At 68.6% G+C, this 26292-nt stretch carries 21 protein-coding genes and 3 rRNA genes; 10 read left to right on the top strand and 14 right to left on the bottom strand.

The annotated features are described in order from the left end of the window. Nucleotides 1-63: 63 nt before the first annotated feature. Nucleotides 64-1494, top strand: coding sequence for an ArnT family glycosyltransferase (locus FB474_RS03365; RefSeq protein ID WP_221632420.1), 1431 nt, complete (start codon nt 64-66; stop codon nt 1492-1494). Nucleotides 1495-1619: 125 nt separating this feature from the next. Here FB474_RS03365 and FB474_RS03360 read toward each other — a convergent pair whose 3' ends face one another. Beyond that, nucleotides 1620-2786 (bottom strand): acyl-CoA dehydrogenase family protein, encoded by a 1167-nt coding sequence (locus FB474_RS03360; protein ID WP_141787367.1) that lies wholly within the window; start codon nt 2784-2786, stop codon nt 1620-1622. A 125-nt stretch (nt 2787-2911) separates the two neighbouring features. Next, nucleotides 2912-3943: an LLM class F420-dependent oxidoreductase gene (locus FB474_RS03355; protein WP_141787366.1), complete on the bottom strand. Its 1032-nt coding sequence runs from the start codon at nt 3941-3943 to the stop codon at nt 2912-2914. A gap of 130 nt (nt 3944-4073) precedes the next feature. Here FB474_RS03355 and FB474_RS03350 point away from each other — a divergent pair, with 130 nt between their 5' ends. Both FB474_RS03350 and FB474_RS03345 read left to right on the top strand, forming a co-directional pair. Continuing rightward, nucleotides 4074-5414, top strand: a complete 1341-nt coding sequence (locus tag FB474_RS03350; RefSeq protein ID WP_281286289.1) for a UDP-glucose dehydrogenase family protein — start codon at nt 4074-4076, stop codon at nt 5412-5414. Next, on the top strand, nt 5411-5845 hold the full coding sequence (locus FB474_RS03345; protein ID WP_141787364.1) for a CoA-binding protein: 435 nt from the start codon (nt 5411-5413) through the stop codon (nt 5843-5845). Before FB474_RS03350 ends, FB474_RS03345 begins: the two co-directional genes overlap by 4 nt. Nucleotides 5846-5866: 21 nt before the next feature. Here the strand turns inward: FB474_RS03345 and FB474_RS03340 are convergent, their stop codons facing one another. Together FB474_RS03340 and rfbA are read right to left on the bottom strand one after the other, a co-directional pair. Next, complete coding sequence (locus FB474_RS03340; RefSeq protein WP_141787363.1) at nt 5867-6469, bottom strand: dTDP-4-dehydrorhamnose 3,5-epimerase family protein; 603 nt, start codon at nt 6467-6469, stop codon at nt 5867-5869. After that, on the bottom strand, nt 6466-7344 hold the full coding sequence (rfbA, locus tag FB474_RS03335) for a glucose-1-phosphate thymidylyltransferase RfbA (RefSeq protein ID WP_141787362.1): 879 nt from the start codon (nt 7342-7344) through the stop codon (nt 6466-6468). The genes FB474_RS03340 and rfbA overlap by 4 nt, the downstream gene beginning before the upstream one ends. A gap of 65 nt (nt 7345-7409) precedes the next feature. Between rfbA and rfbB the strand changes: the two genes are divergently transcribed. Continuing rightward, a complete protein-coding gene (rfbB, locus tag FB474_RS03330; RefSeq protein WP_141787361.1) occupies nt 7410-8399 on the top strand; it encodes a dTDP-glucose 4,6-dehydratase in 990 nt (329 codons plus the stop codon). Next, a complete protein-coding gene (rfbD, locus tag FB474_RS03325; protein WP_246092023.1) occupies nt 8396-9262 on the top strand; it encodes a dTDP-4-dehydrorhamnose reductase in 867 nt (288 codons plus the stop codon). The genes rfbB and rfbD overlap by 4 nt, the downstream gene beginning before the upstream one ends. A 15-nt stretch (nt 9263-9277) precedes the next feature. Here the strand turns inward: rfbD and purE are convergent, their stop codons facing one another. Together purE and FB474_RS03315 are read right to left on the bottom strand one after the other, a co-directional pair. Continuing rightward, on the bottom strand, nt 9278-9823 hold the full coding sequence (gene purE, locus FB474_RS03320) for a 5-(carboxyamino)imidazole ribonucleotide mutase (RefSeq protein ID WP_141787360.1): 546 nt from the start codon (nt 9821-9823) through the stop codon (nt 9278-9280). Continuing rightward, on the bottom strand, nt 9820-11028 hold the full coding sequence (locus tag FB474_RS03315) for a 5-(carboxyamino)imidazole ribonucleotide synthase (protein WP_141787359.1): 1209 nt from the start codon (nt 11026-11028) through the stop codon (nt 9820-9822). The genes purE and FB474_RS03315 overlap by 4 nt, the downstream gene beginning before the upstream one ends. A 62-nt stretch (nt 11029-11090) precedes the next feature. Between FB474_RS03315 and FB474_RS03310 the strand changes: the two genes are divergently transcribed. Then, nucleotides 11091-11582: a GtrA family protein gene (locus tag FB474_RS03310; protein WP_246092022.1), complete on the top strand. Its 492-nt coding sequence runs from the start codon at nt 11091-11093 to the stop codon at nt 11580-11582. 110 nt (nt 11583-11692) lie between these two features. Here FB474_RS03310 and FB474_RS03305 read toward each other — a convergent pair whose 3' ends face one another. The 5 genes from FB474_RS03305 to FB474_RS03285 form a co-directional block, all read right to left on the bottom strand. Then, complete coding sequence (locus FB474_RS03305) at nt 11693-12721, bottom strand: sensor histidine kinase (RefSeq protein ID WP_141787358.1); 1029 nt, start codon at nt 12719-12721, stop codon at nt 11693-11695. Nucleotides 12722-12730: 9 nt separating this feature from the next. Then, nucleotides 12731-13408 carry a response regulator transcription factor gene (locus FB474_RS03300; RefSeq protein WP_141787357.1) on the bottom strand — a complete coding sequence of 226 codons (678 nt, stop codon included), beginning with the start codon at nt 13406-13408 and terminating at the stop codon, nt 12731-12733. A gap of 29 nt (nt 13409-13437) precedes the next feature. Next, nucleotides 13438-14250, bottom strand: a complete 813-nt coding sequence (locus FB474_RS03295; protein ID WP_141787356.1) for an enoyl-CoA hydratase/isomerase family protein — start codon at nt 14248-14250, stop codon at nt 13438-13440. After that, nucleotides 14247-15323, bottom strand: a complete 1077-nt coding sequence (locus FB474_RS03290) for an adenylate/guanylate cyclase domain-containing protein (RefSeq protein WP_246092021.1) — start codon at nt 15321-15323, stop codon at nt 14247-14249. The genes FB474_RS03295 and FB474_RS03290 overlap by 4 nt, the downstream gene beginning before the upstream one ends. A 77-nt stretch (nt 15324-15400) precedes the next feature. Then, nucleotides 15401-16201, bottom strand: a complete 801-nt coding sequence (locus FB474_RS03285) for a biotin--[acetyl-CoA-carboxylase] ligase (RefSeq protein WP_141787355.1) — start codon at nt 16199-16201, stop codon at nt 15401-15403. A gap of 24 nt (nt 16202-16225) precedes the next feature. Here FB474_RS03285 and FB474_RS03280 point away from each other — a divergent pair, with 24 nt between their 5' ends. From FB474_RS03280 to FB474_RS03265, 4 genes are read left to right on the top strand one after another with little or no spacing between them, the layout of a single operon-like run. After that, nucleotides 16226-17848 carry an acyl-CoA carboxylase subunit beta gene (locus tag FB474_RS03280; protein WP_141787354.1) on the top strand — a complete coding sequence of 541 codons (1623 nt, stop codon included), beginning with the start codon at nt 16226-16228 and terminating at the stop codon, nt 17846-17848. After that, the gene (locus FB474_RS03275) at nt 17845-18084 is read left to right on the top strand and encodes an acyl-CoA carboxylase epsilon subunit (RefSeq protein ID WP_246092020.1); all 240 of its coding nucleotides are present in this window, start codon (nt 17845-17847) and stop codon (nt 18082-18084) included. Before FB474_RS03280 ends, FB474_RS03275 begins: the two co-directional genes overlap by 4 nt. 55 nt (nt 18085-18139) lie before the next feature. Continuing rightward, nucleotides 18140-18880 (top strand): phosphotransferase family protein, encoded by a 741-nt coding sequence (locus FB474_RS03270; protein ID WP_185746014.1) that lies wholly within the window; start codon nt 18140-18142, stop codon nt 18878-18880. Continuing rightward, entirely contained in the window at nt 18877-20571 is a 1695-nt protein-coding gene (locus FB474_RS03265; protein WP_141787352.1) for a DUF885 domain-containing protein, read from the top strand. Before FB474_RS03270 ends, FB474_RS03265 begins: the two co-directional genes overlap by 4 nt. 222 nt (nt 20572-20793) lie before the next feature. Here the strand turns inward: FB474_RS03265 and rrf are convergent. The 3 genes from rrf to FB474_RS03250 form a co-directional block, all read right to left on the bottom strand. Next, a 5S ribosomal RNA gene (gene rrf, locus FB474_RS03260) occupies nt 20794-20910 on the bottom strand. Between the two features lie 107 nt (nt 20911-21017). After that, a 23S ribosomal RNA gene (locus FB474_RS03255) occupies nt 21018-24125 on the bottom strand. Between the two features lie 419 nt (nt 24126-24544). Next, nucleotides 24545-26070: ribosomal RNA gene (locus FB474_RS03250) — 16S ribosomal RNA — on the bottom strand. Together the 16S, 23S and 5S rRNA genes form the textbook arrangement of a ribosomal RNA operon. Nucleotides 26071-26292 lie beyond the last annotated feature (222 nt).

Here is a 26292-nt window from a genome sequence, read left to right as displayed (position 1 = left end):
GTGGGGGAATGCATGTACTCGGGGCGTGGCACGACGGCGTGGCGGGGCCTTGCCCTGTTGTCGGTGGCGTTTGCGGTGGTCCTGCTCGCTGGCAGCGTCGGCTACGGCTACCACCGTGACGAGCTGTACTTCCTGGCGATCGGCGCGCACCCGGCCTGGGGGTATGTCGACCAGCCGCCGCTGGTGCCGTTGCTGGCCCACGCGATGGACGCTCTCCCGGGGCATTCGCTGGTCTGGCTGCGCCTGCCGTCGGCGCTGGCCGGGGGCCTGACCGTCCTCGTCACCGGGCTGACCGCCCGCGAGTTCCAGGCCCCACGTGCTGCGCAGATGGTTGCGGCCGGGTCCATGGCGGCGTCGGCGGTGCTCGTCGCGGTCAGCCACCTGGCCTCGACGTCGACGTTCGACCTCCTCGCCTGGACGACGGTGACCTGGCTCGTCGTGCGGGCTCTTCGCGATGACGGGCGTGCGTGGCTGCTCGTCGGGCTGGCAGCCGGGACCAGCCTCGAGATCAAGACGCTTCCCGTCTTCCTGCTCCTTGCTCTCCTGGTCGGCGTCGTGACTGCCGGTCCTCGCCGGGTGCTCACGTCCCGCTGGCTCTGGGCCGGCGTGGGGATCGCGCTGGTGCTCTGGGCACCGAACCTGGCCTGGCAGGCCACCCACGGCTGGCCCCAGCTCACGCTGTCCACCTTGATCGCCAGCGGCCACTCCGGCACCAGCCAGCCGCGGTGGCTGTTCCTCCCGTACCAGGTGCTGTTGATCAGTCCGGTGCTGACGCCGGTGTGGGCCGCCGGCCTGTGGCGCCTGGGTCGCGACCCCCGTCTGGCCAGGTGGCGCTGCCTGGCCATCGCCTACGCGGTGCTGGTGGTCATGTTCGTCGCGACCGGCGGGAAGCCCTACTACCTGTGCGGCATGTATCCCGCGCTGCTCGCCGCCGGAGGCGAACCCACAGTCGCGTGGGTGCACCGCGGCGCCACCCGCGCGCGTGCCTCCCGGCTGCGCTGGGCCCTCGCCCTGTCGGCGGCGGTGTCGGTGGTGCTGATGCTGCCTGTCACCCCCCTCGCCGCGCTGCACGAGACCCCGGTGGTCGCCATCAACTACGACGCCGGCGAGACGGTCGGCTGGCCCCGCTTCGCCGCGACCGTCGGGCGGGTCCACGACGCGTTGCCGGCCCGGCAACGCCAACGCACGATCTTCCTCGGCGGCAACTACGGCGAGGCAGGAGCCGTGTTGCACTACCGCCCCGACGTCGCCACCTACAGCGGCCACAACAGCCTCTGGGACCTCGGGCCCCCGCCGGCCGGCGCGGACACCGCGGTCGTCGTCGGCTACCCGGAGGCAGACCTTCGCCGGTGGTTCACCGATGTCCGGCGCGTCACCACGATCGACGACGGCGTCGACCTCGAGAACGACGAGCAGGGCCAACCCGTGTGGTTGTGCGCCTCCCCGACACGGCCCTGGGCCACCCTTTGGCCCCAGCTGCGCCGACTCGGCTGAGGTAGGTCTCAGGGCGGCTGGCCCGGCCGCCGACGGCGCAGGCCGACGACACGGCATACCCAAGCAGGAGAGCCCCGGTCCCCTTGCGGGGCAGGGGCTCTCACGCTCAAGCCGGTATGCGCGGGTCAGCCCTTGAGCAGCTGCCGCGCCATCACGACGCGCTGGATCTGGTTGGTGCCCTCGTAGATCTGGGTGATCTTGGCGTCACGCATCATCCGCTCGACCGGGAAGTCCTTGACGTAGCCGGAGCCACCGAGCAGCTGCACCGCGTCGGTGGTCACCTTCATGGCCACGTCCGAGGCGTAGCACTTGGCAGCGGCACCGAAGAACGGCAGGTCCTTGTCGCCGCGCTCGGACTTGGCGGCGGCGACGTAGACCATCTGACGCGCGGCCTCGAGCTCCATCGCCATGTCGGCGAGCATGAACTGGATGCCCTGGAAGTCGGCGACCCGGCTGCCGAACTGCTTGCGCTCCTTGACGTAGCCGATCGCGAAGTCGAGCGCGCCCTGGGCGATGCCGACGGCCTGGGCGCCGATGGTGACGCGGGTGTGGTCGAGGGTGCGCAGCGCGATCTTCAGTCCCTCGCCGACGCCGCCGACGACGCGGTCGCCCGGGATGCGCACGTTGTCGAAGTGCAGCTCGCGCGTGGGGCTGCCCTTGATGCCGAGCTTGCGCTCCTTCTCGCCGAAGCCGAAGCCCTCGTCGGACTTCTCCACGACGAACGCCGTGACGTTGGAGCCGCGCTTGCCCTCGGGGTCGGTGACGGCCAGGACGGTGTAGTACTCGGAGACCCCGGCGTTGGTGATCCAGCTCTTCTGGCCGTTGAGGACCCAGTCGTCCCCGTCCTGGCGGGCGCGCGTCTTCATCGAGGCGGTGTCGGAGCCGGCCTCGCGCTCGGACAGGCCGTAGGAGAAGGTCGACTCGCCCCGCGCGACCGGCGGCAGGTACTTCGCCTTGACCTCCTCGGAGGCGCCGAGGATCAGCGGCATGGTGCCGAGCTTGTTGACCGCCGGGATCAGCGACGCGGAGGCGTCGGCCCGGGCGACCTCCTCGATGACGATGCAGGTCGCGAGCGCGTCGGCGCCGACCCCGTCGTACTCCTCGGGGATGTGCGGCGCGAAGAAGTCCGAGGCCACCAGGGCGTCGTGCGCCTCCTGCGGGTAGCGCGCCTCCTCGTCGACCGCCGCCGCGAACGGGGCGATCTTGTCCTCCGCGATGGACCGGATCGCCTCACGCAGCGCCTCGTGGTCCTCGGAGATCTTGAACAGGTCGAATGAAGGGTTACCGGTCACGGCGGCGATGCTACCCGCGGGTACGCCGGGTGGTCGCCACCCATGACACACCTCACCGCGGGGCCCCTCGCGCACGGCAGGGGGCGGCCAGCCGACCCGGCTGACCGCCCCCTGTGCGCCCGGGCTCAGTCGCCCTTGGTGATCAGCTCGGGGATGACGTAGTTCTCGAACAGGTCGATGCCCGAGGTGTCGTAGGCCGCCTCCTGGAAGTAGGTGATGGCGTAGGTCATGCCCTGCGCCTCCAGGCCGCGCAGCGTCTCGACGATCTGGTCGGGCGTGCCGACCGCCGGCTGGGTGGCGAGGTTGGCCACGTGCTCCTCGGCCCGCGCCTCGGACAGGCCCGCGCGGATGAAGTGGTCCTTGTGCCACGCGAGGCGGTCCTGGACCTCCTTCTCGTTCTCGCCGATGACCACGTTGTAGTTGGCCGAGCGGACGATCGAGCCGAAGTCGCGCCCCAGGTCCTCGCAGTGACCCTTGAGCACCTCGCTCTTGTGGGCGAAGCCCTCGGGGCTGCCGTCGAAGTTGGTGTAGTCGGCGTACTGCGCCGCGATGCGCAGCGTCTTCTTCTCCCCGCCACCGGCGATCCACATGGGGATGCCGTTGAGCGGCGACCCCGGGAAGGTGGTGCCCTGCAGCGGGCGCGGGGCGCAGATGGCGCCGTCGACCTGGTAGTGCTTGCCGTCCAGGGTGGCCGAGCCCTTGGTCCACATGTCGCGGAAGATCTGCACGCCCTCCTCGAGCATGGCCAGGCGCTCGCCCGCCCGCGGGAAGCCGTAACCGTAGGCGCGCCACTCGTGCTCGTACCACCCGGCGCCGATGCCCATCTCGATCCGGCCCTCGGTGACGATGTCCACGGTGGCCGCGACCTTGGCCAGGTAGGCGGGGTTGCGGTAGCTCATGCAGGTGCACATCTGGCCGAGGCGGACCTTGTTGGTGACGGCGCCGAGCGCGGCCATGAGGGTCCACGCCTCGTGCGTGGCCTCACCGGAGGGCTCGGGCACGGTGTGGAAGTGGTCGTAGACCCAGATCGACTCCCACTCACGGGCGAGCTCGTCGGTGCGCCGGGCAAGGCCTGCCATGACCCCCCAGTGCATGTCGGGCTCGATGCCGACCAGGTCCATGCGCCAGCCCTGGGGGATGAACAGTCCGAATCGCATGTCGTTGCTCCCTGCGGTGTGGGGGGTGGGTTACGGCTGTGCAGCACGTCACTCTAGCCACCGGATCTGCGTGCGCCGCGGGGCGACCTCGGCTCCCCGACCCGCCGTGGCCACCGGCTACTCTCGCCCCGTGGCTCTTCGAATCTCCGTCGTCGGCACCGGCTACCTCGGGGCGGTCCACGCGGCCTGCATGGCCGACCTCGGGCACACCGTCGTCGCCATCGACGTCGACCCGGCCAAGGTCGAGGCCCTGGCCGCCGGGCGGGCCCCCATCTTCGAGCCGGGCCTGGACGAGCTGCTCGAGCGCGCCCTGGCGACCGGCCGGCTGACCTTCACCAGCGACTACGCCGCCGCGGCCGGTGCCGACGTCCACTTCATCTGCGTGGGCACCCCCCAGCGGCGCGGCGAGAACGCCGCCGACACCTCCTACGTCTTCGCCGCCGCCGAGTCCCTGGCCCCGCACCTGGGCGCCTCGACGCTCGTGGTCGGCAAGTCCACCGTCCCGGTCGGCACCGCGGCGCGCGTGCTTGAGCGGCTGCGCCGCGGCGCCCCCGCCGGTGACGGGGTGCGCCTGGCCTGGAACCCCGAGTTCCTGCGCGAGGGCTTCGCCATCGAGGACACCGTGGCCCCCGACCGGTTCGTCTACGGCGTCGACGGCGACACCGCCGACGCCGACGTCGCCCTGCTCGACCAGGTGTATGCCGCGCCGCTCGCCACCGGGACCCCGCGGCTGGTGACCGACTTCGCCACCGCCGAGCTGGTCAAGGTGTCGGCCAACGCGTTCCTGGCCACCAAGATCTCCTTCATCAACGCCATGGCCGAGGTCTGCGAGGCTGCCGGCGCTGACGTGGTCGCCCTGGCCGAGGCGATCGGCCACGACGACCGGATCGGGCACAAGTTCCTCGGCGCCGGGCTGGGCTTCGGCGGCGGCTGCCTGCCCAAGGACATCCGCGCCTTCATGGCCCGCGCCGGCGAGCTGGGCGCCGACCAGGCGCTGACCTTCCTGCGCGAGGTCGACGCGATCAACCTGCGCCGACGCTCGCGCATGGTCGACCTCGCCCGCGCCGAGTGCGGCGGCACCCTCATCGGCAAGAAGGTCGCGGTGCTCGGGGCTGCGTTCAAGCCCAACAGCGACGACATCCGTGACTCCCCTGCCCTGGACGTGGCCCGGGCGGCCCACCTCGCGGGCGCCACGGTGACGGTGCACGACCCCAAGGCCCTGCCGGTCGCCCGACGCGTCCACCCGGACATGAGCTACGCCGACACCATCGAGGCGGCCTGCGAGGGCGCCGACGTCGTGCTGCACCTGACCGAGTGGAAGGACTACCGCGACATCGACCCGGCCGCGCTCAAGGCGGTCGTCTCCAGCCCGCACATCATCGACGGCCGCAACGCCCTCGACCCGGCCCGGTGGCGCGGTGCCGGCTGGACCTACCGCGCGCTGGGCCGCCCGCACCCGGTGGTCGCATGAGCCCCGTCGCCGTCAACGACCGCGAGGTGATCCGGTCGGTCCTGCAGACCCCGGCCACCTGGGCCGTGGTGGGCCTGTCCACGGACCCCGGCCGCACGGCATACGGCGTCTCGCGCTGGATGCGCGAGGCCCTCGGGCACCGCATCATCCCCGTGCACCCGCGCGCCGAGGAGGTCTTCGGCGAAGCCGGCTACGCCAGCCTGGCCAACATCCCGGACGGCGAGAAGGTCGCCGTGGTCGACTGCTTCGTGAACTCCTCGCACGTCGGCGCCGTCGTCGACGAGGCGATCGCGCAGAAGGGCCGGCTGGGCATCGAGACCGTGTGGCTGCAGCTCGGCGTGGTCGACCAGGCCGCCGCGGAGCGCGCCCACGACGCCGGCCTCGCCGTGGTCATGGACACCTGCCCCAAGATGGAGTACCCCGCCCTCTGACTCCGGTCCTCCCCGGACGGACTACCGCTGCGCGAGCTCCGCGTAGTAGTGCCGGCAGTCCTCGTAGCTCGGGAGGAGGCCGCGCTCGCGGGCCTCGGCCAGCGTCGGCGCCGCGGCGTCCTTCGCGGACAACAGGGGCTCGAGCCCCTGCGGGAACTGCAGCGCGACGTCGGGGTCGATCGGGGTGATGCCGTGCTCCCGGTCGGGGGCGTAGGTCGCACTGCACAGGTACATCACCGTCGAGCTGTCCTCGAGCGCGCAGAGCGCGTGGCCGAGACCCTCGCCGATGTAGATCGCCCGGCGGTCCTTGGTGTCCAGGAGCACGCTGTCCCACTGTCCGAAGGTCGGCGACCCGACGCGGATGTCGACCACGAAGTCGATGAACGATCCGCTGAGCGCGGTGACGTACTTGGCCTGCGAGGGCGGCACGTCGGCGAAGTGGATGCCACGCACGGTGCCCCGGGAGGACACCGAGACGTTGGTCTGCAGGATGCGCATCTCGTGGCCGATCACCTCGGCGAGCCGGTCGTTGCGGAAAGACTCCAGGAACACTCCCCTGTCGTCGTGGAACTGGCGCGGCTCGTAGACCCAGGCACCCTCCACCGACAGCTGCCGGAACGTCACAGCTCAGCCTCCCGGTGAACGAGCAGGTCCAGCATGTAGGAGCCGTAGCCACTCTTGACCTGGTCCAGGGCGAGCCGTTCGAAGGCCTCGTCGGTGATCCACCCGTTGCGCCAGGCGACCTCCTCGACACAGCCGATCTTGTAGCCCTGCCGGGCCTCCACCACGTGGACGAACTCGCTCGCCTCGAGCAACCCCTGGAACGTCCCGGTGTCGAACCACGCCGTACCCCGCGGGAGGACGCTCACCGAGAGGGCGCCCCGCTCGCGGTAGGCCTCGTTGACGCCGGTGATCTCCAGCTCTCCACGCGCACTGGGCCTGAGGTCCCGGGCGATGGCCACGACGTCGTTGTCGTAGAAGTACAGCCCGGGCACCGCGTAGCTCGACTTCGGCGCGGCGGGCTTCTCCTCGATCGAAAGGACCGTCCCGTAGTGGTCGAAGTGCACGACGCCATAGGCACTCGGGTCGGAGACGTGCTGGGCGAACACGTGCCCGCCGACCAGTTTCGTGTGCTCCCGCAGCGACGTCCCGAGACCGGTGCCGTAGAAGATGTTGTCCCCCAGCACGAGCGCGGTCGCATCGCCGCCGATGAAGTCCTCCCCGATCAGGAAGGCCTGGGCCAGTCCGTCGGGGCTCGGCTGCACCGCGTAGCTCAGGTTCATGCCCCAGCTGCTCCCGTCGCCGAGCAGCTGCTGGAACTGGTCCTGGTCCTGCGGCGTCGTGATGACGAGCACGTCCCGGATGTCAGCCATCATCAGCGTGGACAACGGGTAGTAGACCATCGGCTTGTCGTAGACCGGCATGAGCTGCTTGCTGATCGCCCGGGTGATGGGATGAAGCCTCGTCCCTGAGCCTCCCGCGAGCACGATTCCCTTCATGGGTCGAAACCCTAGCGGGGCAAGGGTGCCCTCTCATCACCGCCACGTTGGGTAGGGTCGGGCCCGTGAAGATCCTCGTCACCGGCGCGGCCGGGTTCATCGGCTCCAACTTCGTCCGTCGCGCCCTGGAAGGGGCCTACCCGGCCCTCGCCGACACCGACGTCGTCGTCCTCGACAAGCTCACCTACGCCGGCAACCGGGACAACCTCGACCCGGTCGCCGACTCGCCCCGGCTGCGGTTCGTCCAGGGCGACATCCTCGACCGTGGGCTCGTCGACGACCTGATGACCGAGGTGGACCAGGTGGTCCACTTCGCGGCCGAGTCCCACGTGGACCGCTCCATCCTCGGGGCCGCCGACTTCGTCATGACCAACGTGGTCGGCACGCAGACCCTGCTCGACGCGGCCCTGCGCCGGGGCATCGACACGTTCGTGCACGTCTCGACCGACGAGGTCTACGGCTCCATCGACGAGGGCTCCTGGCCGGAGACGCACCCGCTGGAGCCGAACTCGCCGTACTCCGCGTCCAAGGCCTCCTCGGACCTGCTCGCGCGGTCCTACTACCGGACCCACGGCCTCCCCGTGTCCATCACCCGGTGCTCCAACAACTACGGCCCCTACCACTTCCCCGAGAAGCTGATCCCGCTGTTCGTCACCAACCTCATCGACGGGCTCAAGGTGCCGCTCTATGGCGACGGGATGAACGTGCGCGACTGGCTGCACGTCGATGACCACTGCCGGGGGATCGAGCTGGTGCGCGCCTCGGGTCGCCCCGGTGAGGTCTACAACATCGGCGGCGGCACCGAGCTGACCAACAAGGAGCTCACCGGCCTGCTGCTCGAAGCGTCCGGCGTCGGCTGGGAGATGGTCGAGCCGGTCGAGGACCGCAAGGGACACGACCGCCGCTACTCCGTCGACATCACCAAGATCTCCGACGAGCTGGGCTACGCCCCGCAGGTGCCGTTCGAGCAGGGCCTGGCCGAGGTCGTGCAGTGGTACCGCGACAACGAGGCCTGGTGGCGTCCGCTGAAGGACCGCGCCGCCCTGCCGGCATGACCGCGCCGATGACGCGGTGGCTGGTCGTCGGTGCCGGCGGCATGCTCGGCCAGGACCTCGGGTCCGTGCTGGCGACCCGCGACGCCGAGGTGACCCTCGCGCGACGGGTCGACCTCGACGTCACCGACGCGCAGGCCTGCCACGACGTCGTCCGCAACCACGACGTCGTGGTCAACGCCGCAGCCTGGACCGCGGTCGACGACGCAGAGACCCACGAGGCCGACGCCTTCGCCGTCAACGCTGTCGGCGCGGCCAACCTGGCGCGCGCGGCCGCCACGCACGGAGGTCGCCTCGTCCACGTCTCGACGGACTACGTGTTCGCGGGCGACTCGGTCGCCCCGTACGCCGAGGACGCGCCGCTCGCGCCACGCTCGGCATACGGCCGCACCAAGGCCGCCGGGGAGTGGGCGGTGCGTGCGTACTGCCCTGGGTCCTGGACCGTGCGCACGGCCTGGCTCTACGGCGCCGGTGGACCGAACTTCGTCAAGACCATGCTCCACCTGGCGACCCAGCGGGAGACGCTCTCGGTCGTCGCCGACCAGACCGGGCAACCGACGTGGAGCGCCGACCTGGCGCAGGCCATCGTGCGACTCGTGGAGACGGCCGCACCGTTCGGCACCTACCACGGCACGTCCTCCGGTGCCGCCACGTGGTTCGAGCTGGCCCAGCAGGTGTTCCGCGAGGCGGGGCTGGACCCCTCGCGCATCAGCCCGACCACGACCGAGGTCTTCCCCCGGCCGGCGCCGCGGCCGGCCTACAGCGTCCTCGGCCACGACAGCTGGGGCAGCGCCGGCCTCGAGCCGATCCGCGACTGGCGGGAGGCGCTGGCCGAGGCACTTCCCGCGCTGCGCGGAAGCGCCTGAGCAGTCCGGTCGCGGTCAGGCCGAGCCGAAGCCCGTGCGCTGGGTGCGCCGCGAGCGCAGCCGCTCCCCCTTGGCGTGAGCCTCGTCCCGCAGCCGGCGCTGGAAGTCCACCATTTGCGCCCGCAGCTGCTCGGCCTCGGCGTCGGCGCCGGAGGCGAGGATCCGCACGGCGAGCAGACCCGCGTTGCGTGCCCCGCCCACGGAGACGGTGGCGACCGGCACGCCGCCGGGCATCTGCACGATGGACAGCAGCGAGTCCATCCCGTCGAGGTGCTTCAGCGGCACCGGGACGCCGATCACCGGCAGCGGGGTCACCGACGCGAGCATGCCCGGCAGGTGGGCCGCTCCCCCGGCGCCGGCGATGATGACCCGCAGGCCCCGGGAGGCCGCGTTCTCGCCGTAGGCGATCATCTCCTGCGGCATCCGGTGCGCCGAGACGACGTCGGCCTCATAGGCGATGCCGAACTCCTCCAGCGCCTTGGCCGCCTCCACCATGACCGGCCAGTCGCTGTCGCTGCCCATGACCAGGCCGACCAGGGCCCCGGTGTCGTTGGTGCTCATTCCGTGACGACTCCCCTCAGGTAGTCCGCGGCGTGCCCGGCCCGCTCCCGCAGGTCAGCCAGGTCGTCACCGCTGACGTTGACGTGCCCGATCTTGCGACCGGGACGAACTCCCTTGCCATACAAGTGAAATCGCGCCCCGGGGTCACGCGCCATGATGTGCCGGTAGGCCGGGTAGAGCTCGGGGTAGTCGCCGCCGAGCACGTTGGCCATGACCGTCCACGGCGCGCGCGGGGCGGTCGACCCCAGCGGGAGGTCGAGGACCGCGCGCAGGTGGTTCTCGAACTGGCTCGTGACCGCGCCGTCGATGCTCCAGTGCCCGGAGTTGTGCGGCCGCATGGCCAGCTCGTTGACGACGTAGTCCGGCTCACCGGTGTGCGGGTGCGACACCTCGAACATCTCCACCGCCATGACACCGGTGACCTCCAGCGCCCCGGCCACGCGCAGCGCCGCCTCGGTCAGCTCGGCCGACAGGTCGTCCGACATCCCCGGTGCGGGCGCCAGCACCTCGGTGCAGATCCCGTCAACCTGGACGGTCTCCACGACCGGCCACGTGGCGGCCTGCCCGGAGGGGCTGCGCGCCACGAGCACCGCCAGCTCGCGGGTGAACTCGACCTTCTCCTCGGCCAGCAGGCCCTCGGCGAGCGGACCACCACTGGCCGCGTCCCGGGCGCTGGCCTCGAGCCAGTCGGCGGCCTCGTCGACCGAGCCGACGACCCGGACCCCCTTGCCGTCATAGCCGCCGCGCGGCGTCTTCACCACGACCGGCCAGCCGACGTCCTCCCCGAACGCCTTGAGCTCCTCGGCGGTGCGGACCGCTGCCCACCGCGGGCAGCCGACGCCGACCTCGCTGAGCCTCCGGCGCATGGCCAGCTTGTCCTGGGCGAAGACGAGCGCGGCCGGACTGGGGTGCAACGGCACCCCGTCGGCCTCGAGCGCGGCCAGCACCGGCGCCGGCACGTGCTCGTGGTCGAAGGTCACCACGTCGCAGGAGCGCGCCCACTCGCGCACGGTCTCCACGTCGGTGTAGTCGCCCACCGGCGCTGAGGGCACGACCAGGGCTGCGGACGCGTCAGGGGTCTCGGCCAGCACGCTCAACGTGACCGCGAGGCCGACCGCGGGTGGCTGGCACATCCGGGCGAGCTGGCCGCCGCCGATGATGCCGACGACGGGGAAGCCTCCAGGAGCGCGCTGCGGAGAGGTCACGGGGGCGAGCCTATCCGGGCGAGGATTCGGTGCCGCCGCCCGGCGGCCGTTACGCTCGACAGGTGCCCACCGACCAGCCCTCGACGATCGCGCGCCTGCGCGGTGCCGTGGACGTCCTCGTCCGCGAGATGCTCAAGTTCGGCGTGGTGGGCGCCGTCGCCCTCGTCGTCGACGTCGGCACCTTCAACGCACTGCGCTTCGTCGGCGGCCACGGCCCGCTCTACGACAAGCCCCTGACGGCCAAGGTCATCTCGGTCACCCTGGCCACGCTCACGGCGTGGGCGGGCAACCGCTACTGGACCTTCCGGCACCGCCGCCGCACCGCGGTCCACCACGAGCTGGCGCTGTTCGTCCTGTTCAACGTCGTCGGCATGGGCATCGCCCTGGGCTGCCTGGGCTTCTCGCACTACGTGCTCGACCTGACCTCGCCGTTGGCCGACAACATCAGCGCCAACGGGGTGGGCCTCGTGCTGGGCACGCTGTTCCGCTTCTGGGCCTACCGCCGGTTCGTCTTCTCCGAGAACCCGCCGCTCGAGTCCACGATCCAGGTCTGAGCCCGCACCGCCCGGTATGCCGGGTGGCCGGCACTCCGGCGCGCCTCACCTCCCGGACGTCGACCTCGCCCTCACGGGCGATGCCGCTGCCCGGCGGGCGAGGTCCGGCGTCAGTTGAGGCTCTGGTCCTCGGACAGGAACAGCGCGAAGATCGCCGGCTGGGTCTGGATCAGCTCCAGCCGGCCGCCGTTGGACTCGGCGAGGTCCCGGGCCAGCGCCAGGCCCAGCCCCGTGCCGGTCGTGGTGACCGACCGCTCGAAGATGTGCGGCGCGATCGCCGCGGGGACGCCGTCGCCCTGGTCGCTGACCTCCACGACGACCGACGGGCCGCTGCGACGGGCGTGCACGTCCACGGTGCCGCGACCGTGCGCGAGGGAGTTCTCCAGCAGCGTCGAGAGCACCTGGGACAGCGCGACCGGTGTCGCCTGGACCGACAGCCCCCGCTGGCCGTGCACGCGCACCGAGCGGCGCGCCTGCTCGAACGCGGGCTGCCACTCGCGTTGCAGCGCCGCGATGACCGAGTCGAGGGAGACGCTGGGCCGGGGTGCGTCGTGACCGGAGCGGCTGCGCGCCAGCAGGTCGTCGACGACGCGGGTGAGCCGCTCCACCTGGGCGATGGCGATGTTGGCCTCCTCCTGCACCACCGCCAGGTCGTCGGTCACCGAGATCTCCTCGAGCCGCATGAGCAGCGCCGTGAGCGGGGTGCGCAGCTGGTGCGAGGCGTCGGAGGCGAAGTCACGCTCCGAGGCCAGTGACCGCTTGAGCTGCTGCGCACTGCGGGAGAGCACCTCCGAGACCCGGTCGATCTCGGCGATCCCGCTGACGAGCGGCTGGAACCGGGACTCCCCGGCACCCAGCCGCTCGGCCCGGTCGGCCAGCTCGGTCATCGGCTCGGAGAGCTTGCGGGCCTGCGCCGAGGCCACGAGGACGCCGACGACGACCGCGAGCACCGACAGCGCGGTGATGATGCCCAGCAGCTGGGCGAGCTGCGTCATGCTCTGGCCGGCGACCAGCCACGTGCGCAGCCGGGACCCCTCGTCCGCCAGCATCCACACCGCCCCGAAGAACAGGGGCGCGCCGACGATGACGACCGACAGGACGACGGCGATGACGGTGGAGCGGACGAGCCGCTCACGCATGGCTGGTCCTCAGCTCCGGTCGCCGCGCTCGAAGCGGAAGCCCACGCCGCGCACGGTGGAGATGTACTGCGGCTGGGCCGCGTCGTCGCCGAGCTTCTTGCGCAGCACCGAGATGTGCATGTCCAGGGTCTTGGTGGACCCGAACCACGCGGTCTCCCAGATCTCCCGCATGAGCTGCTCGCGCGAGACGACCTTGCCCTGCTCGCGCACGAGCACGCGCAGGAGGTCGAACTCCTTGGCCGTCAGCTGCAGCTCCTCGTCGTTGAACCAGGCGCGGCGCCCCTCGGGGTCGATGCGCACCAGCTCGTTGGTCGGCGCGGAGTCCAGCGGGTGACGGCGCAGCAGCGCCCGCACCCGGGCCAGCAGCTCGGCCAGTCGGAACGGCTTGGTCACGTAGTCGTCGGCGCCGGCGTCGAGGCCGACGACGGTGTCCACCTCGTCGGCGCGGGCCGTGAGGATGAGCACCGGCACGGTGCGCCCGTCGGCGCGGATGCGCCGGCACACCTCCAGTCCGTCGATGTGGGGCAGTCCGAGGTCGAGCACGACGAGGTCGGGGCCTTCGGCGGCCCCGTCGAGGGCCGCACGACCATCCCCGCGCACATCGACGTCGTAGCCTTCGCGGCGCAGGGCGCGAGCGAGAGGTTCAGAGATGGCGGGGTCGTCTTCGGCCAGCAGCACGCGGGTCATATCGGGCATCGTAGAGACAGCAGGTACTGTCAGCGACCGGGCCACGCCGGACGACGCTTCTCGGCAAAAGCCGCCACGCCCTCCTTGCGGTCCCCGGAGAAGGCGGTGGCGCGCCAGCAGGCGTCCTCGACCTCCAGTCCGGTGGCCAGGTCGACGTCCATGCCGAGGCGCATCGCCTTCTTGGCATTGCGCAGCCCGACCGGGGAGTTCGCCGCGATCTCCGCGGCCAGGTGCAGCGCCCAGTCGCGAGCCTCGCCGGCCCCGACGACCTCGTCGACGACCCCCAGCGCGGCAGCCTCCGCGGCCGCCATCCGCCGCGCCGTGAACACCATGCCCGCCGCGCGCGACCAGCCGATGCGCCGGGTCAGCAGCTGGGTGCCACCACCCCCGGGGATCACCCCGACCGACACCTCGGGCAGTCCCACGACCGCGGCCTCCCCCGCCACGATGAGGTCGCAGGACAGGGCGATCTCCAGCCCGCCGCCGAGGGCGAAGCCCTCGACGACCGCGATAGAGGGCACCGGCAGGTTGAGCACGCCGGTGTAGGCCGCGCGGGCCACCGGCCGCTGCTGCATCAGGTCGGCGTCGCTGAAGGAGTTGCGCTCCTTCAGGTCCGCGCCGACGCAGAACGCCTTGGGGCTGGTGCTCGTCAGGATCACCGCGCGCACGTCCTCGTCGGCGGCCAGCTCGGCCGTGGCGTCGGCAAGGTCCCGGGCCATCGCGGTGGAGACCGCGTTCATCGCCTCCGGCCGGTCGAGCGCCAGCTCGGCCACGTGGCCGCCCTCCCCGTGGCGGGTGATCGTCACCAGCCGGCGGTCCCCGGGCTGCTCCTGCGTGCTCACTGATCCTCCTTGGTGTCTGCTGCCTGACCTCGACGGCGGACCTCGCCCGTGCGGCTCAGGAGCCAGGGCGTCACCGGCCCGATCCCCCGCAGCGAGCGCCGGCGCAACGCCGTCATCTCGAACCCCGACAGGCTGGCCAGCTTGGCGGCCAGCCCGTCGTCCACCAGCACCGACCCGGGCCGGGCCACCGCCGTCAGGCGGGAGGCACGGTTGACCGTGGTGCCGAAGACGTCCCCGAGGCGCGGCACCACCCGGCCGGTCGCCATACCGACCCGCACGTCCGGCAGCACCTCGTCCTCGGCCATCGCCTCGACCAGGTCCAGCGCGATCGCCGCCGCGGCAGCGGGGGTGACCGTCACGTAGAGCACCTCGTCGCCGACGGTCTTGATCACGCGGCCGCCGTGGGCGGTGACGATGTCGGAGGCCAGCTCCTCGAAGCGCTGGACGACCTGCGCCAGCTCACGCTCGGAGAGCCGGCGGACCAGGCGGGTGAACGACACCAGGTCGGCGAAGCCCACGTTGCGCACGATGCCCACGTTGTCCTGCTCGGGGTCCGCGTCGGCGACCATGCGCTCGATCGCGGCGACGAGGTGCCGGCGCCACGCGTAGACCAGCAGCGGCTCGAGGTCGTCGGCGACGTCGGCGAGCTTGGCCGCCGCCTTCCGGGCGGTCTCCAGGTCCGGGACCGCCCGGGTGGTGTCGTGCCGTCCGGCGCCGGGGGCGTCGCCGGCGCCGAGGTCGCCCAGCGCCTCGGCCATCAGCTGGGTCTGCCACACCGCCAGCCGGTCGGTGGTGCGGGCGAACGCCCGGGTCATGGCCAGCGCGGTCGGCTCGTCGAAGACCCCCTCGCGCACCAGGTCGGCCACCGAGCGCAGTGCCTGGATGTCGGACTGGGTGAACACCCGGTCCTCGTCGTCCTCGACGTTGGCAAAGCCGAGCGCGTGCCAGAACTTGCGCGCGCTGCGCAGCGACAGCCCGGCCGCGCTGCTGACATCGCGGCGCCGCAGGGTGCGCGACTGCCCCAGCAGCCGCGCCTCGACCTCGTCGGCGGCAGGCTCGAACCCCCCGGTCACGTCAGCTCCGGGGCGGGCACGATGGCGACCGATGCGGGGCACGCGTCACAGCGTCAGGTTTCGGGGCACACGCCCGATCATGCCCTGTCCGGCTGTGCTCGTGTGACCCGACGCACATGGACGACGTCACCGGCCGCGTGGACCACCCGTCCCCGCCCGGTCTCCAGGACGAGCCGGCCGCTGTCGTCGACCCCGGTGGCGGTGCCGCGCAGCAGCGCGCCGCCGGGCTGGTGGACGTCGACCTCCTGCCCGATCGTGACGCACTCCTGGCGGTATGCCGCCCGCACCCGTCCCAGCGCCGCTCCCCCGAGCACCCACTCGCCGTGCAGTGCGGCGAGGTGGCCCAGGAAGGCGATGACCACGTCCTCCCGGCGGATGCCCTGCGCCCCCTCGAGGTGCAACGAGGTCGCGGTCGGCACCGGCAGCTCGTGCTGCCCCTGGTCGACGTTGGCGCCGGCGCCGGCCACCACCACGGTGCCGTTGCCGGTCAGCTCGCACAGCACGCCGCAGACCTTGCGGTCCCCCAGGAGCAGGTCGTTGGGCCACTTCAGCCCGGGGCGCACCCCGGCGACGTCCGCGAGGGCCCGGCCCATCGCCATACCGGTCACGAGGGGCAACCAGCCCGGGTCGGAGCTGCCACCCACGGGAAGCACCACCGAGACGGCCACGGACGCCCGGGCCGGAGCCTCCCACTGGCGGGTGAGCCGGCCACGCCCGGCGCTCTGGTGCTCGGCCAGGACGACCCGCCACGGCCGGGGGTCGCGCAGGGCCTCGAGGTTGGTGGAGTCGACCGTCTCGAGCACGTCCAGCGCGCTCCACGGGCCCTCGGGCGTGAGCAACGCCTCCTGCAGGGCATGGACGTCCATCGGCTCTCTCACGCGGCTAAGGCTAGGCTGCCCGACATGGCTGATGCTGTTCAGAGTCCGGATGCCGTCGACGCACCGGCGATTGACATCCACACCACCGCGGGCAAGCTGGCCGACCTGCACCGGCGCAACGACGAGGCGGTCCACGCCGGGTCGGCGCGGGCGGTCGAGAAGCAGCACGCGAAGGGCAAGAAGACCGCGCGCGAGCGGATCGAGCAGCTGCTCGACGAGGGCTCGTTCGTCGAGATGGACGAGCTCGCGCGGCATCGCTCCACCGCGTTCGGTCAGCAGAAGAACCGCCCCTACGGCGACGGCGTCGTCACCGGCTACGGCACGGTCGACGGCAGGCCGGTGTGCGTCTTCGCGCAGGACTTCACCGTCTTCGGCGGCTCCCTGGGCGAGGTCTTCGGCGAGAAGATCGTCAAGGTCATGGACCTGGCGATGAAGACCGGCTGCCCGGTCATCGGCATCAACGACTCCGGTGGCGCGCGCATCCAGGAGGGCGTGGTCTCCCTCGGCCTCTACGGCGAGATCTTCCAGCGCAACGTGCACGCCTCGGGCGTCATCCCGCAGATCTCGCTGATCATGGGGCCCTGTGCCGGCGGTGCGGTCTACTCCCCCGCCATCACCGACTTCACCGTCATGGTCGACCAGACCTCGCACATGTTCATCACCGGCCCCGACGTCATCAAGACGGTCACCGGCGAGGACGTGGCGTTCGAGGACCTCGGCGGCGCCCGCTCGCACAACACGAAGTCCGGTGTGGCCCACTACATGGGCAGCGACGAGGACGACGCGATCGACTACGTGAAGTCGCTGCTGTCCTACCTACCGTCCAACAACATGGAGGACGCCCCGGCGTTCGACGTCGACGTGGACCTCGCGGTCACCGAGGAGGACACCTTCCTCGACACGTTCATCCCCGACTCGGCCAACCAGCCGTACGACATGCACACGGTCATCGAGCACGTCGTCGACGACGGCGACTTCTGCGAGGTGCAGCCGCTGTTCGCGCCCAACATCATCTGCGGCTTCGGCCGGGTCGAGGGCCGGTCCGTGGGTGTCGTGGCCAACCAGCCGATGCAGTTCGCCGGCACCCTCGACATCGACGCCTCCGAGAAGGCAGCGCGCTTCGTGCGCACCTGCGACGCGTTCAACGTCCCGGTGCTGACCTTCGTGGACGTGCCCGGCTTCCTGCCCGGCACCGACCAGGAGTGGAACGGCATCATCCGCCGCGGCGCCAAGCTCATCTACGCCTACGCCGAGGCCACCGTCCCCAAGGTCACGATCATCACCCGCAAGGCCTACGGCGGCGCCTACGACGTCATGGGGTCCAAGCACCTCGGCGCCGACATCAACCTGGCGTGGCCGACCGCGCAGATCGCGGTCATGGGTGCCCAGGGCGCGGTCAACATCCTCTACCGCAAGGAGCTGGCCGCGGCTGCCGAGCGCGGTGAGGACCTGGCCGCGGCGCGCCAGAAGTTCATCACCGAGTACGAAGACACCCTCGCCAACCCCTACGTCGCCGCCGAGCGTGGCTACGTGGACTCGGTGATCCCGCCGTCCTACACACGCTCCTACGTCATCAAGGCGCTGCGGGCGCTGAAGAACAAGCGCGAGACGCTGCCGCCCAAGAAGCACGGGAACATCCCGCTGTGAGCGAGCAGACGCCCGCCGAGGCGACCGCACAGGTCATCCCGATCTCGGTGGCCCGCGGCAACGCGACGCCGGAGGAGGTGGCCGCGCTCGTCGCGGTGCTGGCCGCCGCGGCCGGGTCCGCAGCCGACGAGCCCGCACCCCGCCACACCTCGGTGTGGGCCTCCCGGGAGCGCCTCGTGCGCGCGCCGCACGTGCACGGCCGGGGCGCCTGGCGCGCCTCGGCCTGGCCGCGCTGACCAGCTGGTCCTCCGCGCAGAGCGCGGTTCGACGCACCACTGGAGGGACGCCCTCGTGCGCCACGGCTACACCAACCTGACCGAGAGCGACGGCCGGGTGGTCACCAAGGAGTACCAGGGCCCCGACGCCGCGTGGCGGGCCGCGCGGGAGCAGGCGGCGCTGCGCTCGTTCGGCGCCGTCGTGCCCGTGCCCGCGCTGGTGTCCGGCACGGAGTCCGAGACGGTCACCGCCCTGGTGCCGGGCACGCCGGGCCAGGACCTGATCGAGGCTGGCCAGGCCTCCGCGGTCCTGCGGGCCTGTGGCGCGCTGGCCGGTGCCGTGGCCACCCTCCCGCGCACCGGGCTGCCGGGCGATGCCGAGACGCCCTCTCCGGGGCTGGTGCGCTGCCATGGCGACTTCGGCCCGCAGAACACGCTCCTGGACCCCGACAGCGGCGAGGTCACAGCCCTGCTCGACTGGGAGATGGTCGACGTGGGCCACCCACTGCGGGACCTGGCGTGGGCGGAGTGGATCGTGCGGATGCACCACCCCGACCGGGTCGACGACCTCGACGCCCTGTTCGAGGGCTACGGCGCACGACCGGCCTGGGCCGACCGGCAGGCCCAGATGGTGGCTTCCTGTGAGCGGCTGGAGGCCTTCGTGCGGGACTGGCCCTCCCCGGGCAGCGCGAGGCGCTGGCCCTGTGGCGGCTGCGCACCCGGACCACGGCCTCCTGGCTGGAGTGAGCCGGCACCGCGGCACCGGGGCGAAACCCGTCGATATCGGCGGCCACCCGCGATACGTTCGAGCGCGTGACCACTGACGCTTCCGCGCCCACGGCGCGACCCACGACCGACGTCGACCGCATCGCCAACGGCTACCTCGACGCGTTCGTCGAGCTCAGCCCGCTGACGGCGACCTACCTGGGCATCCCCGGGCACGACGAGGACATCGACGACTTCTCGCCCGCAGGCCACGAGGCCCATGCCCAGCTGCGCCAGAAGACGCTGGCGGCGCTCGCCGAGGCGGTGCCGGCCGACGACATCGACCGGGTGACCATCGCGGCGATGCGTGAGCGCCTCGGCCTGGCCGACGAGATGCACGCCGCCGGCCTCGACGAGATGGCGCTCAACGTCATCGCCTCGCCGATGCAGGAGGTCCGCGACGCCTTCGACCTGATGCCCACCGACACCCAGGAGCAGTGGGCCGTCATCGCCCGCCGCATGGCCAAGGTGCCCGCCGCCCTCGAGCTGTGGAAGCAGTCCCTGACCAAGGCGGCAGACGCGGGCAACATCACGCCGCAGCGCCAGGTGCGGGAGTGCATCAAGCAGTGCGAGGACCACACCGCCGACGACGGCTACTTCGCCACCCTCGTGGCCGGCGCCAAGGCCGGCGAGGACGCCCTCGACGAGGCGGTGGCCACGCAGCTGCGGTCCTCCGTGCAGGCCGCTGCCGACGCCTACGCCGCGCTCGGGCAGTGGCTCGGGGAGACGCTGCTGGACCGCGCGCCGGAGTCCGACGCCTGCGGGCAGGAGCGCTACGCCCTGCTGTCGCGCTACTTCCTCGGCGCGGAGGTGGACCTGGCCGAGACCTACGAGTGGGGCAAGGCCGAGCTGGCCCGGATCACCGCCGAGATGGAGAAGGTCGCCGAGCAGATCGAGCCCGGCTCGACCGTGCTCGAGGCGATCGCCCACCTCAAGGCGGACCCGGCCTACCAGCTGCACGGCACCGACGCCCTCAAGGCCTGGATGCAGGAGCGCGCCGACGAGGCGATCCGCAACCTGGCCGACGCCCACTTCGACATCCCCGAGCCGGTGCGCACCATCGAGTGCCTCATCGCCCCCACGCAGACCGGCGGCATCTACTACACCGGCCCCAGCGAGGACTTCAGCCGTCCCGGCCGCATGTGGTGGTCGATCCCCAAGGGGGAGACCGAGTTCGGCACCTGGAACGAGCTGACGACCGTCTACCACGAGGGCGTCCCCGGCCATCACCTCCAGGTCGCGCAGACGGTGTTCCGCTCCGAGCTGCTCAACCGTTGGCGCCGGCTGTTCTCCTGGACCTCCGGCCACGGCGAGGGCTGGGCCCTCTACGCCGAGCGGCTCATGGCCGAGCTCGGCTACATGGACGACCCGGGCAACTACATGGGCATGCTCGGCGGCCAGTCCCTGCGTGCCGCCCGCGTGGTGCTCGACATCGGCGTCCACTGCGGCTTCGAGGCCCCGGAGGAGGTCGGCGGCGGCGAGTGGACCTACGACAAGGCCTGGGCGTTCCTGACCGCCCACGCGTTCGAGTCCGAGGGCATGCTTCGCTTCGAGCTCAACCGCTACCTGGGCTGGCCGGGCCAGGCCCCGTCCTACAAGATCGGTGAGCGGCTCTGGATGCAGCTGCGCGACGAGGTCCGCTCGCGTGAGGGTGACGCCTTCGACATCAAGGCGTTCCACCGCCGCGCGCTCGACATCGGCGGCGTCGGCCTGGACGTCCTGCGTGAGGCCGTCCTGAGCTGACCGCGACACATCAGCATGAAGAAGGGCCGCCGGCTTCCGCCGGCGGCCCTTCTTCTGTTCCTGGCGCTGCTCCACAGCCGTATCCAGACACCGCGTGGCCCGCGTTTGCGACGTCGTAGGGCACGCAAACCCGGGCCAACGGGTGTTCGGTCACGATCTGCCGGGAAAGGGTCCGGGAAATGCGGAAGGCCCCACCAGGGGTGGGGCCTTCCGTGAATGTTTGTCCGGCGGCGTCCTACTCTCCCACACCGTCACCAGTGCAGTACCATCGGCGCTGAAGGGCTTAGCTTCCGGGTTCGGAATGGGACCGGGCGTTTCCCCTTCGCTATGGCCGCCGTAACCCGTTCGAGCGGTTACCGGCAAGTCACAAACAAAGTCTTTGTTGTCTTCAGTTTGTGGTTTCCCGACCGTATCTCGGGAACCACACAGTGGACGCGTAGCATCTTTGTATCAAGTTATCGGCTTATTAGTACCGGTCAGCTCCACACATTGCTGTGCTTCCACATCCGGCCTATCAACCCAGTAGTCTAGCTGGGAGCCTCTCGGGCAAAGCCCATGGAAACCTCATCTTGAAGCGTGCTTCCCGCTTAGATGCTTTCAGCGGTTATCACTTCCGAACGTAGCTAATCAGCGGTGCCCTTGGCAGGACAACTGACACACCAGAGGTTCGTCCATCCCGGTCCTCTCGTACTAGGGACAGCTCTTCTCAAGTTTCCTACGCGCACAGCGGATAGGGACCGAACTGTCTCACGACGTTCTAAACCCAGCTCGCGTACCGCTTTAATGGGCGAACAGCCCAACCCTTGGGACCTACTCCAGCCCCAGGATGCGACGAGCCGACATCGAGGTGCCAAACCATGCCGTCGATATGGACTCTTGGGCAAGATCAGCCTGTTATCCCCGGGGTACCTTTTATCCGTTGAGCGACGGCGCTTCCACAAGCCACCGCCGGATCACTAGTCCCGACTTTCGTCCCTGCTCGACATGTCTGTCTCGCAGTCAAGCTCCCTTGTGCACTTACACTCGAAACCTGATTGCCAACCAGGCTGAGGGAACCTTTGGGCGCCTCCGTTACCTTTTAGGAGGCAACCGCCCCAGTTAAACTACCCACCAGGCACTGTCCCTGATCCGGATCACGGACCGAGGTTAGATATCCAGAACGACCAGAGTGGTATTTCAACGTTGACTCCACACACACTGGCGTGCATGCTTCACAGTCTCCCACCTATCCTACACAAGCCGTACCGAACACCAATACCAAGCTGTAGTAAAGGTCCCGGGGTCTTTCCGTCCTGCTGCGCGTAACGAGCATCTTTACTCGTAGTGCAATTTCGCCGAGTTCGTGGTTGAGACAGTGGAGAAGTCGTTACGCCATTCGTGCAGGTCGGAACTTACCCGACAAGGAATTTCGCTACCTTAGGATGGTTATAGTTACCACCGCCGTTTACTGGCGCTTAAGTTCTCAGCTTCGCCGTGAGGCTAACCGGTCCCCTTAACGTTCCAGCACCGGGCAGGCGTCAGTCCGTATACATCGTCTTGCGACTTCGCACGGACCTGTGTTTTTAGTAAACAGTCGCTTCTCCCTGGTCTCTGCGGCCGTTCACGCTCACCCAGCAAGTGGGGTCACGATCCGGGCCCCCCTTCTCCCGAAGTTACGGGGGCATTTTGCCGAGTTCCTTAACCACGATTCACTCGATCGCCTTGGTATTCTCTACCTAACCACCTGAGTCGGTTTGGGGTACGGGCGGCTCGAACCTCGCTAGAAGTTTTTCTTGGCAGCATAGGATCACCCTCTTCCCGCTAACGCGGTCACTATGGGGTCTCAGGCTACGTGAGAGGCGGATTTGCCTACCTCTCGCCCTACACCTTTAGACGTGGACAACCATCGCCACGCGGAGGCTACCTTCCTGCGTCACTCCATCGCTTACCTACTACATGCTCGGGTCACGGCCGCCACAAACCACCTAGCCCGAAGGCATCAGCAGCTTGCTTTGGGCGCTTAGCATCACATGGTTCGATATGGGCGGTTCTTCGCCGGTTCGGGAATATCAACCCGATGTCCATCGACTACGCCTGTCGGCCTCGCCTTAGGTCCCGACTTACCCAGGGCAGATTAGCTTGACCCTGGAACCCTTGGTTATTCGGCGGACGGGTTTCTCGCCCGTCATTCGCTACTCATGCCTGCATTCTCACTCGTGTAGCGTCCACGGCTGGATCACTCCGCCGCTTCACCCGCCACACGACGCTCCCCTACCCATCAACACGCTTGGACCAGACAAGTCTGGCCGGGCAAAGTGTCAATGCCACAGCTTCGGTGGTGTGCTTGAGCCCCGCTACATTGTCGGCGCGGAATCACTTGACCAGTGAGCTATTACGCACTCTTTAAAGGGTGGCTGCTTCTAAGCCAACCTCCTGGTTGTCACAGCAACTCCACATCCTTTCCCACTTAGCACACGCTTAGGGACCTTAGCTGGTGGTCTGGGCTGTTTCCCTCTCGACTACGGAGCTTATCCCCCGCAGTCTCACTGCCACGCTCTCACTTACCGGCATTCGGAGTTTGGCTGACGTCAGTAACCTGGTGAGGCCCATCAGCCATCCAGTAGCTCTACCTCCGGCAAGAAACACGTGACGCTGCACCTAAATGCATTTCGGGGAGAACCAGCTATCACGAAGTTTGATTGGCCTTTCACCCCTACCCACAGCTCATCCCCTCAGTTTTCAACCTAAGTGGGTTCGGTCCTCCACGCGGTCTTACCCGCGCTTCAACCTGGCCATGGGTAGATCACTTCGCTTCGGGTCTAGACCCCGCGACTAACAACGCCCTGTTCGGACTCGCTTTCGCTACGGCTTCCCCACACGGGTTAACCTCGCCACGGAGCACTAACTCGCAGGCTCATTCTTCAAAAGGCACGCCGTCACCCCACACGGAGGCTCCGACGGATTGTAAGCACACGGTTTCAGGATCTATTTCACTCCCCTCCCGGGGTACTTTTCACCTTTCCCTCACGGTACTTGTCCGCTATCGGTCACCAGGGAATATTTAGGCTTAGCGGGTGGTCCCGCCAGATTCACACGGGATTTCTCGGGCCCCGTGCTACTTGGGATACAACCCAGGAGTCCACACCATTTCGTCTACGGGGGTCGCACCCTCTGTGCCGGGCCATTCAAGACCCTTCGACTATGACGCAGATTTCTCACTCCTTCACAGGTCAGTAGCCCTGTGCGGGTCGTCCCACGACCCCGAACGTGCAACGCCTACCAGCTATCACACACGCCCGGTTTAGCCTCATCCGCTTTCGCTCGCCACTACTCACGGAATCGCGGTTGCTTTCTCTTCCTGTGGGTACTGAGATGTTTCACTTCCCCACGTTCCCTCCACGCACCCTATGTGTTCAGATGCGGGTGACTGGACTTGCCTCCAGCCGGGTTTCCCCATTCGGAAATCCTCGGATCACAGTCTGGTTATCGACTCCCCGAGGCTTATCGCAGATTCCTACGTCCTTCTTCGGTTCCTGGTGCCAAGGCATCCACCGTGTGCCCTTAAAAACTTGGCCACAAAGATGCTCGCGTCCACTGTGTAGTTCTCAACATACGGGCGGCACCCCACCAGCTCACCCGCCTACCACGACCCAAGGCCATGGCGGTTCGAGATGCAGTGAGGCCCAGAACCCGCCCCCACCCCAGCCAACAGCTGACGGTGAGGACCGATCCGAGAAGAACAGGCTCAACGCCCGACCCCTCAGGACCCAACAACGTGCCAGGCGCCACCCAGGCCGTGAAGCACTTTCCACTCCCCACCGCTCCCGAAGAAGAAGCTGAGGCTGTACTCGTGCGGCCACGACCGGCCGGCGCCAACTAATCGATGTTCCACCCTTGAGCAACCCCCTCGACGCGTTCGGTCGAGGCGGGCCACCTGGACACCACGATCCACCCACCACCAACCGGTGACGAGCGGGGTGCCAGTGCTCCTTAGAAAGGAGGTGATCCAGCCGCACCTTCCGGTACGGCTACCTTGTTACGACTTAGTCCCAATCGCCAGTCCCACCTTCGACAGCTCCCTCCCACAAGGGGTTGGGCCACCGGCTTCGGGTGTTACCGACTTTCGTGACTTGACGGGCGGTGTGTACAAGGCCCGGGAACGTATTCACCGCAGCGTTGCTGATCTGCGATTACTAGCGACTCCGACTTCATGGGGTCGAGTTGCAGACCCCAATCCGAACTGAGACCAGTTTTTTGGGATTCGCTCCACCTCGCGGTTTCGCAGCCCTTTGTACTGGCCATTGTAGCATGCGTGAAGCCCAAGACATAAGGGGCATGATGATTTGACGTCATCCCCACCTTCCTCCGAGTTGACCCCGGCAGTCTCCTATGAGTCCCCACCATCACGTGCTGGCAACATAGAACGAGGGTTGCGCTCGTTGCGGGACTTAACCCAACATCTCACGACACGAGCTGACGACAACCATGCACCACCTGTGTACCGACCTTGCGGGGCGCACATCTCTGCACGTTTCCGGTACATGTCAAGCCTTGGTAAGGTTCTTCGCGTTGCATCGAATTAATCCGCATGCTCCGCCGCTTGTGCGGGCCCCCGTCAATTCCTTTGAGTTTTAGCCTTGCGGCCGTACTCCCCAGGCGGGGAACTTAATGCGTTAGCTGCGGCACGGATCTCGTGGAATGAGACCCACACCTAGTTCCCAACGTTTACGGCATGGACTACCAGGGTATCTAATCCTGTTCGCTCCCCATGCTTTCGCTTCTCAGCGTCAGTTATGGCCCAGAGACCTGCCTTCGCCATCGGTGTTCCTCCTGATATCTGCGCATTTCACCGCTACACCAGGAATTCCAGTCTCCCCTACCACACTCTAGTCTGCCCGTACCCACTGCAAGTTCGGGGTTAAGCCCCGAAATTTCACAGCAGACGCGACAAACCGCCTACAAGCTCTTTACGCCCAATAATTCCGGACAACGCTCGCACCCTACGTATTACCGCGGCTGCTGGCACGTAGTTAGCCGGTGCTTCTTCTGTACCTACCGTCACTTGCGCTTCTTCGGTACTGAAAGAGGTTTACAACCCGAAGGCCTTCATCCCTCACGCGGCGTCGCTGCATCAGGCTTTCGCCCATTGTGCAATATTCCCCACTGCTGCCTCCCGTAGGAGTCTGGGCCGTGTCTCAGTCCCAGTGTGGCCGGTCGCCCTCTCAGGCCGGCTACCCGTCGTCGCCTTGGTGAGCCACTACCTCACCAACAAGCTGATAGGCCGCGAGTCCATCCCCCACCGAAAAACTTTCCACACAGTACAGATGCCTGTCTGTGTCATATCCGGTATTAGCCCCGGTTTCCCGGAGTTATCCCAGAGTGAGGGGCAGGTTACTCACGTGTTACTCACCCGTTCGCCACTGATCACCAGGAAGCAAGCTCCCCAGGTCACCGTTCGACTTGCATGTGTTAAGCACGCCGCCAGCGTTCGTCCTGAGCCAGGATCAAACTCTCCGTTGATGTTTGCCACCCACAGTCCCGAAAGACCGCGGGAAAACAGACCCCGAAGGGTTAAAAATCCGGCTGAAACAGAACCAAGCCCGCTGGACTTGAATTCAATCAACCAAAGGAAATTCGTCCGACACCCCAAGGGACGCCGGGACGAGGTAATTGGCATCGATTTTTGGCACGCTGTTGAGTTCTCAAGGACCGGACGCGCACCATCACCAGACACCCAAGCCT

The sequence above is a fragment of the Oryzihumus leptocrescens genome, assembly GCF_006716205.1.
GTDB classification, from domain to species: Bacteria; Actinomycetota; Actinomycetes; order Actinomycetales; family Dermatophilaceae; genus Oryzihumus; species Oryzihumus leptocrescens.
The sequence above is the reverse complement of the archived record's forward strand: the minus strand, read 5'-3'. Positions and strand labels throughout refer to the sequence as shown.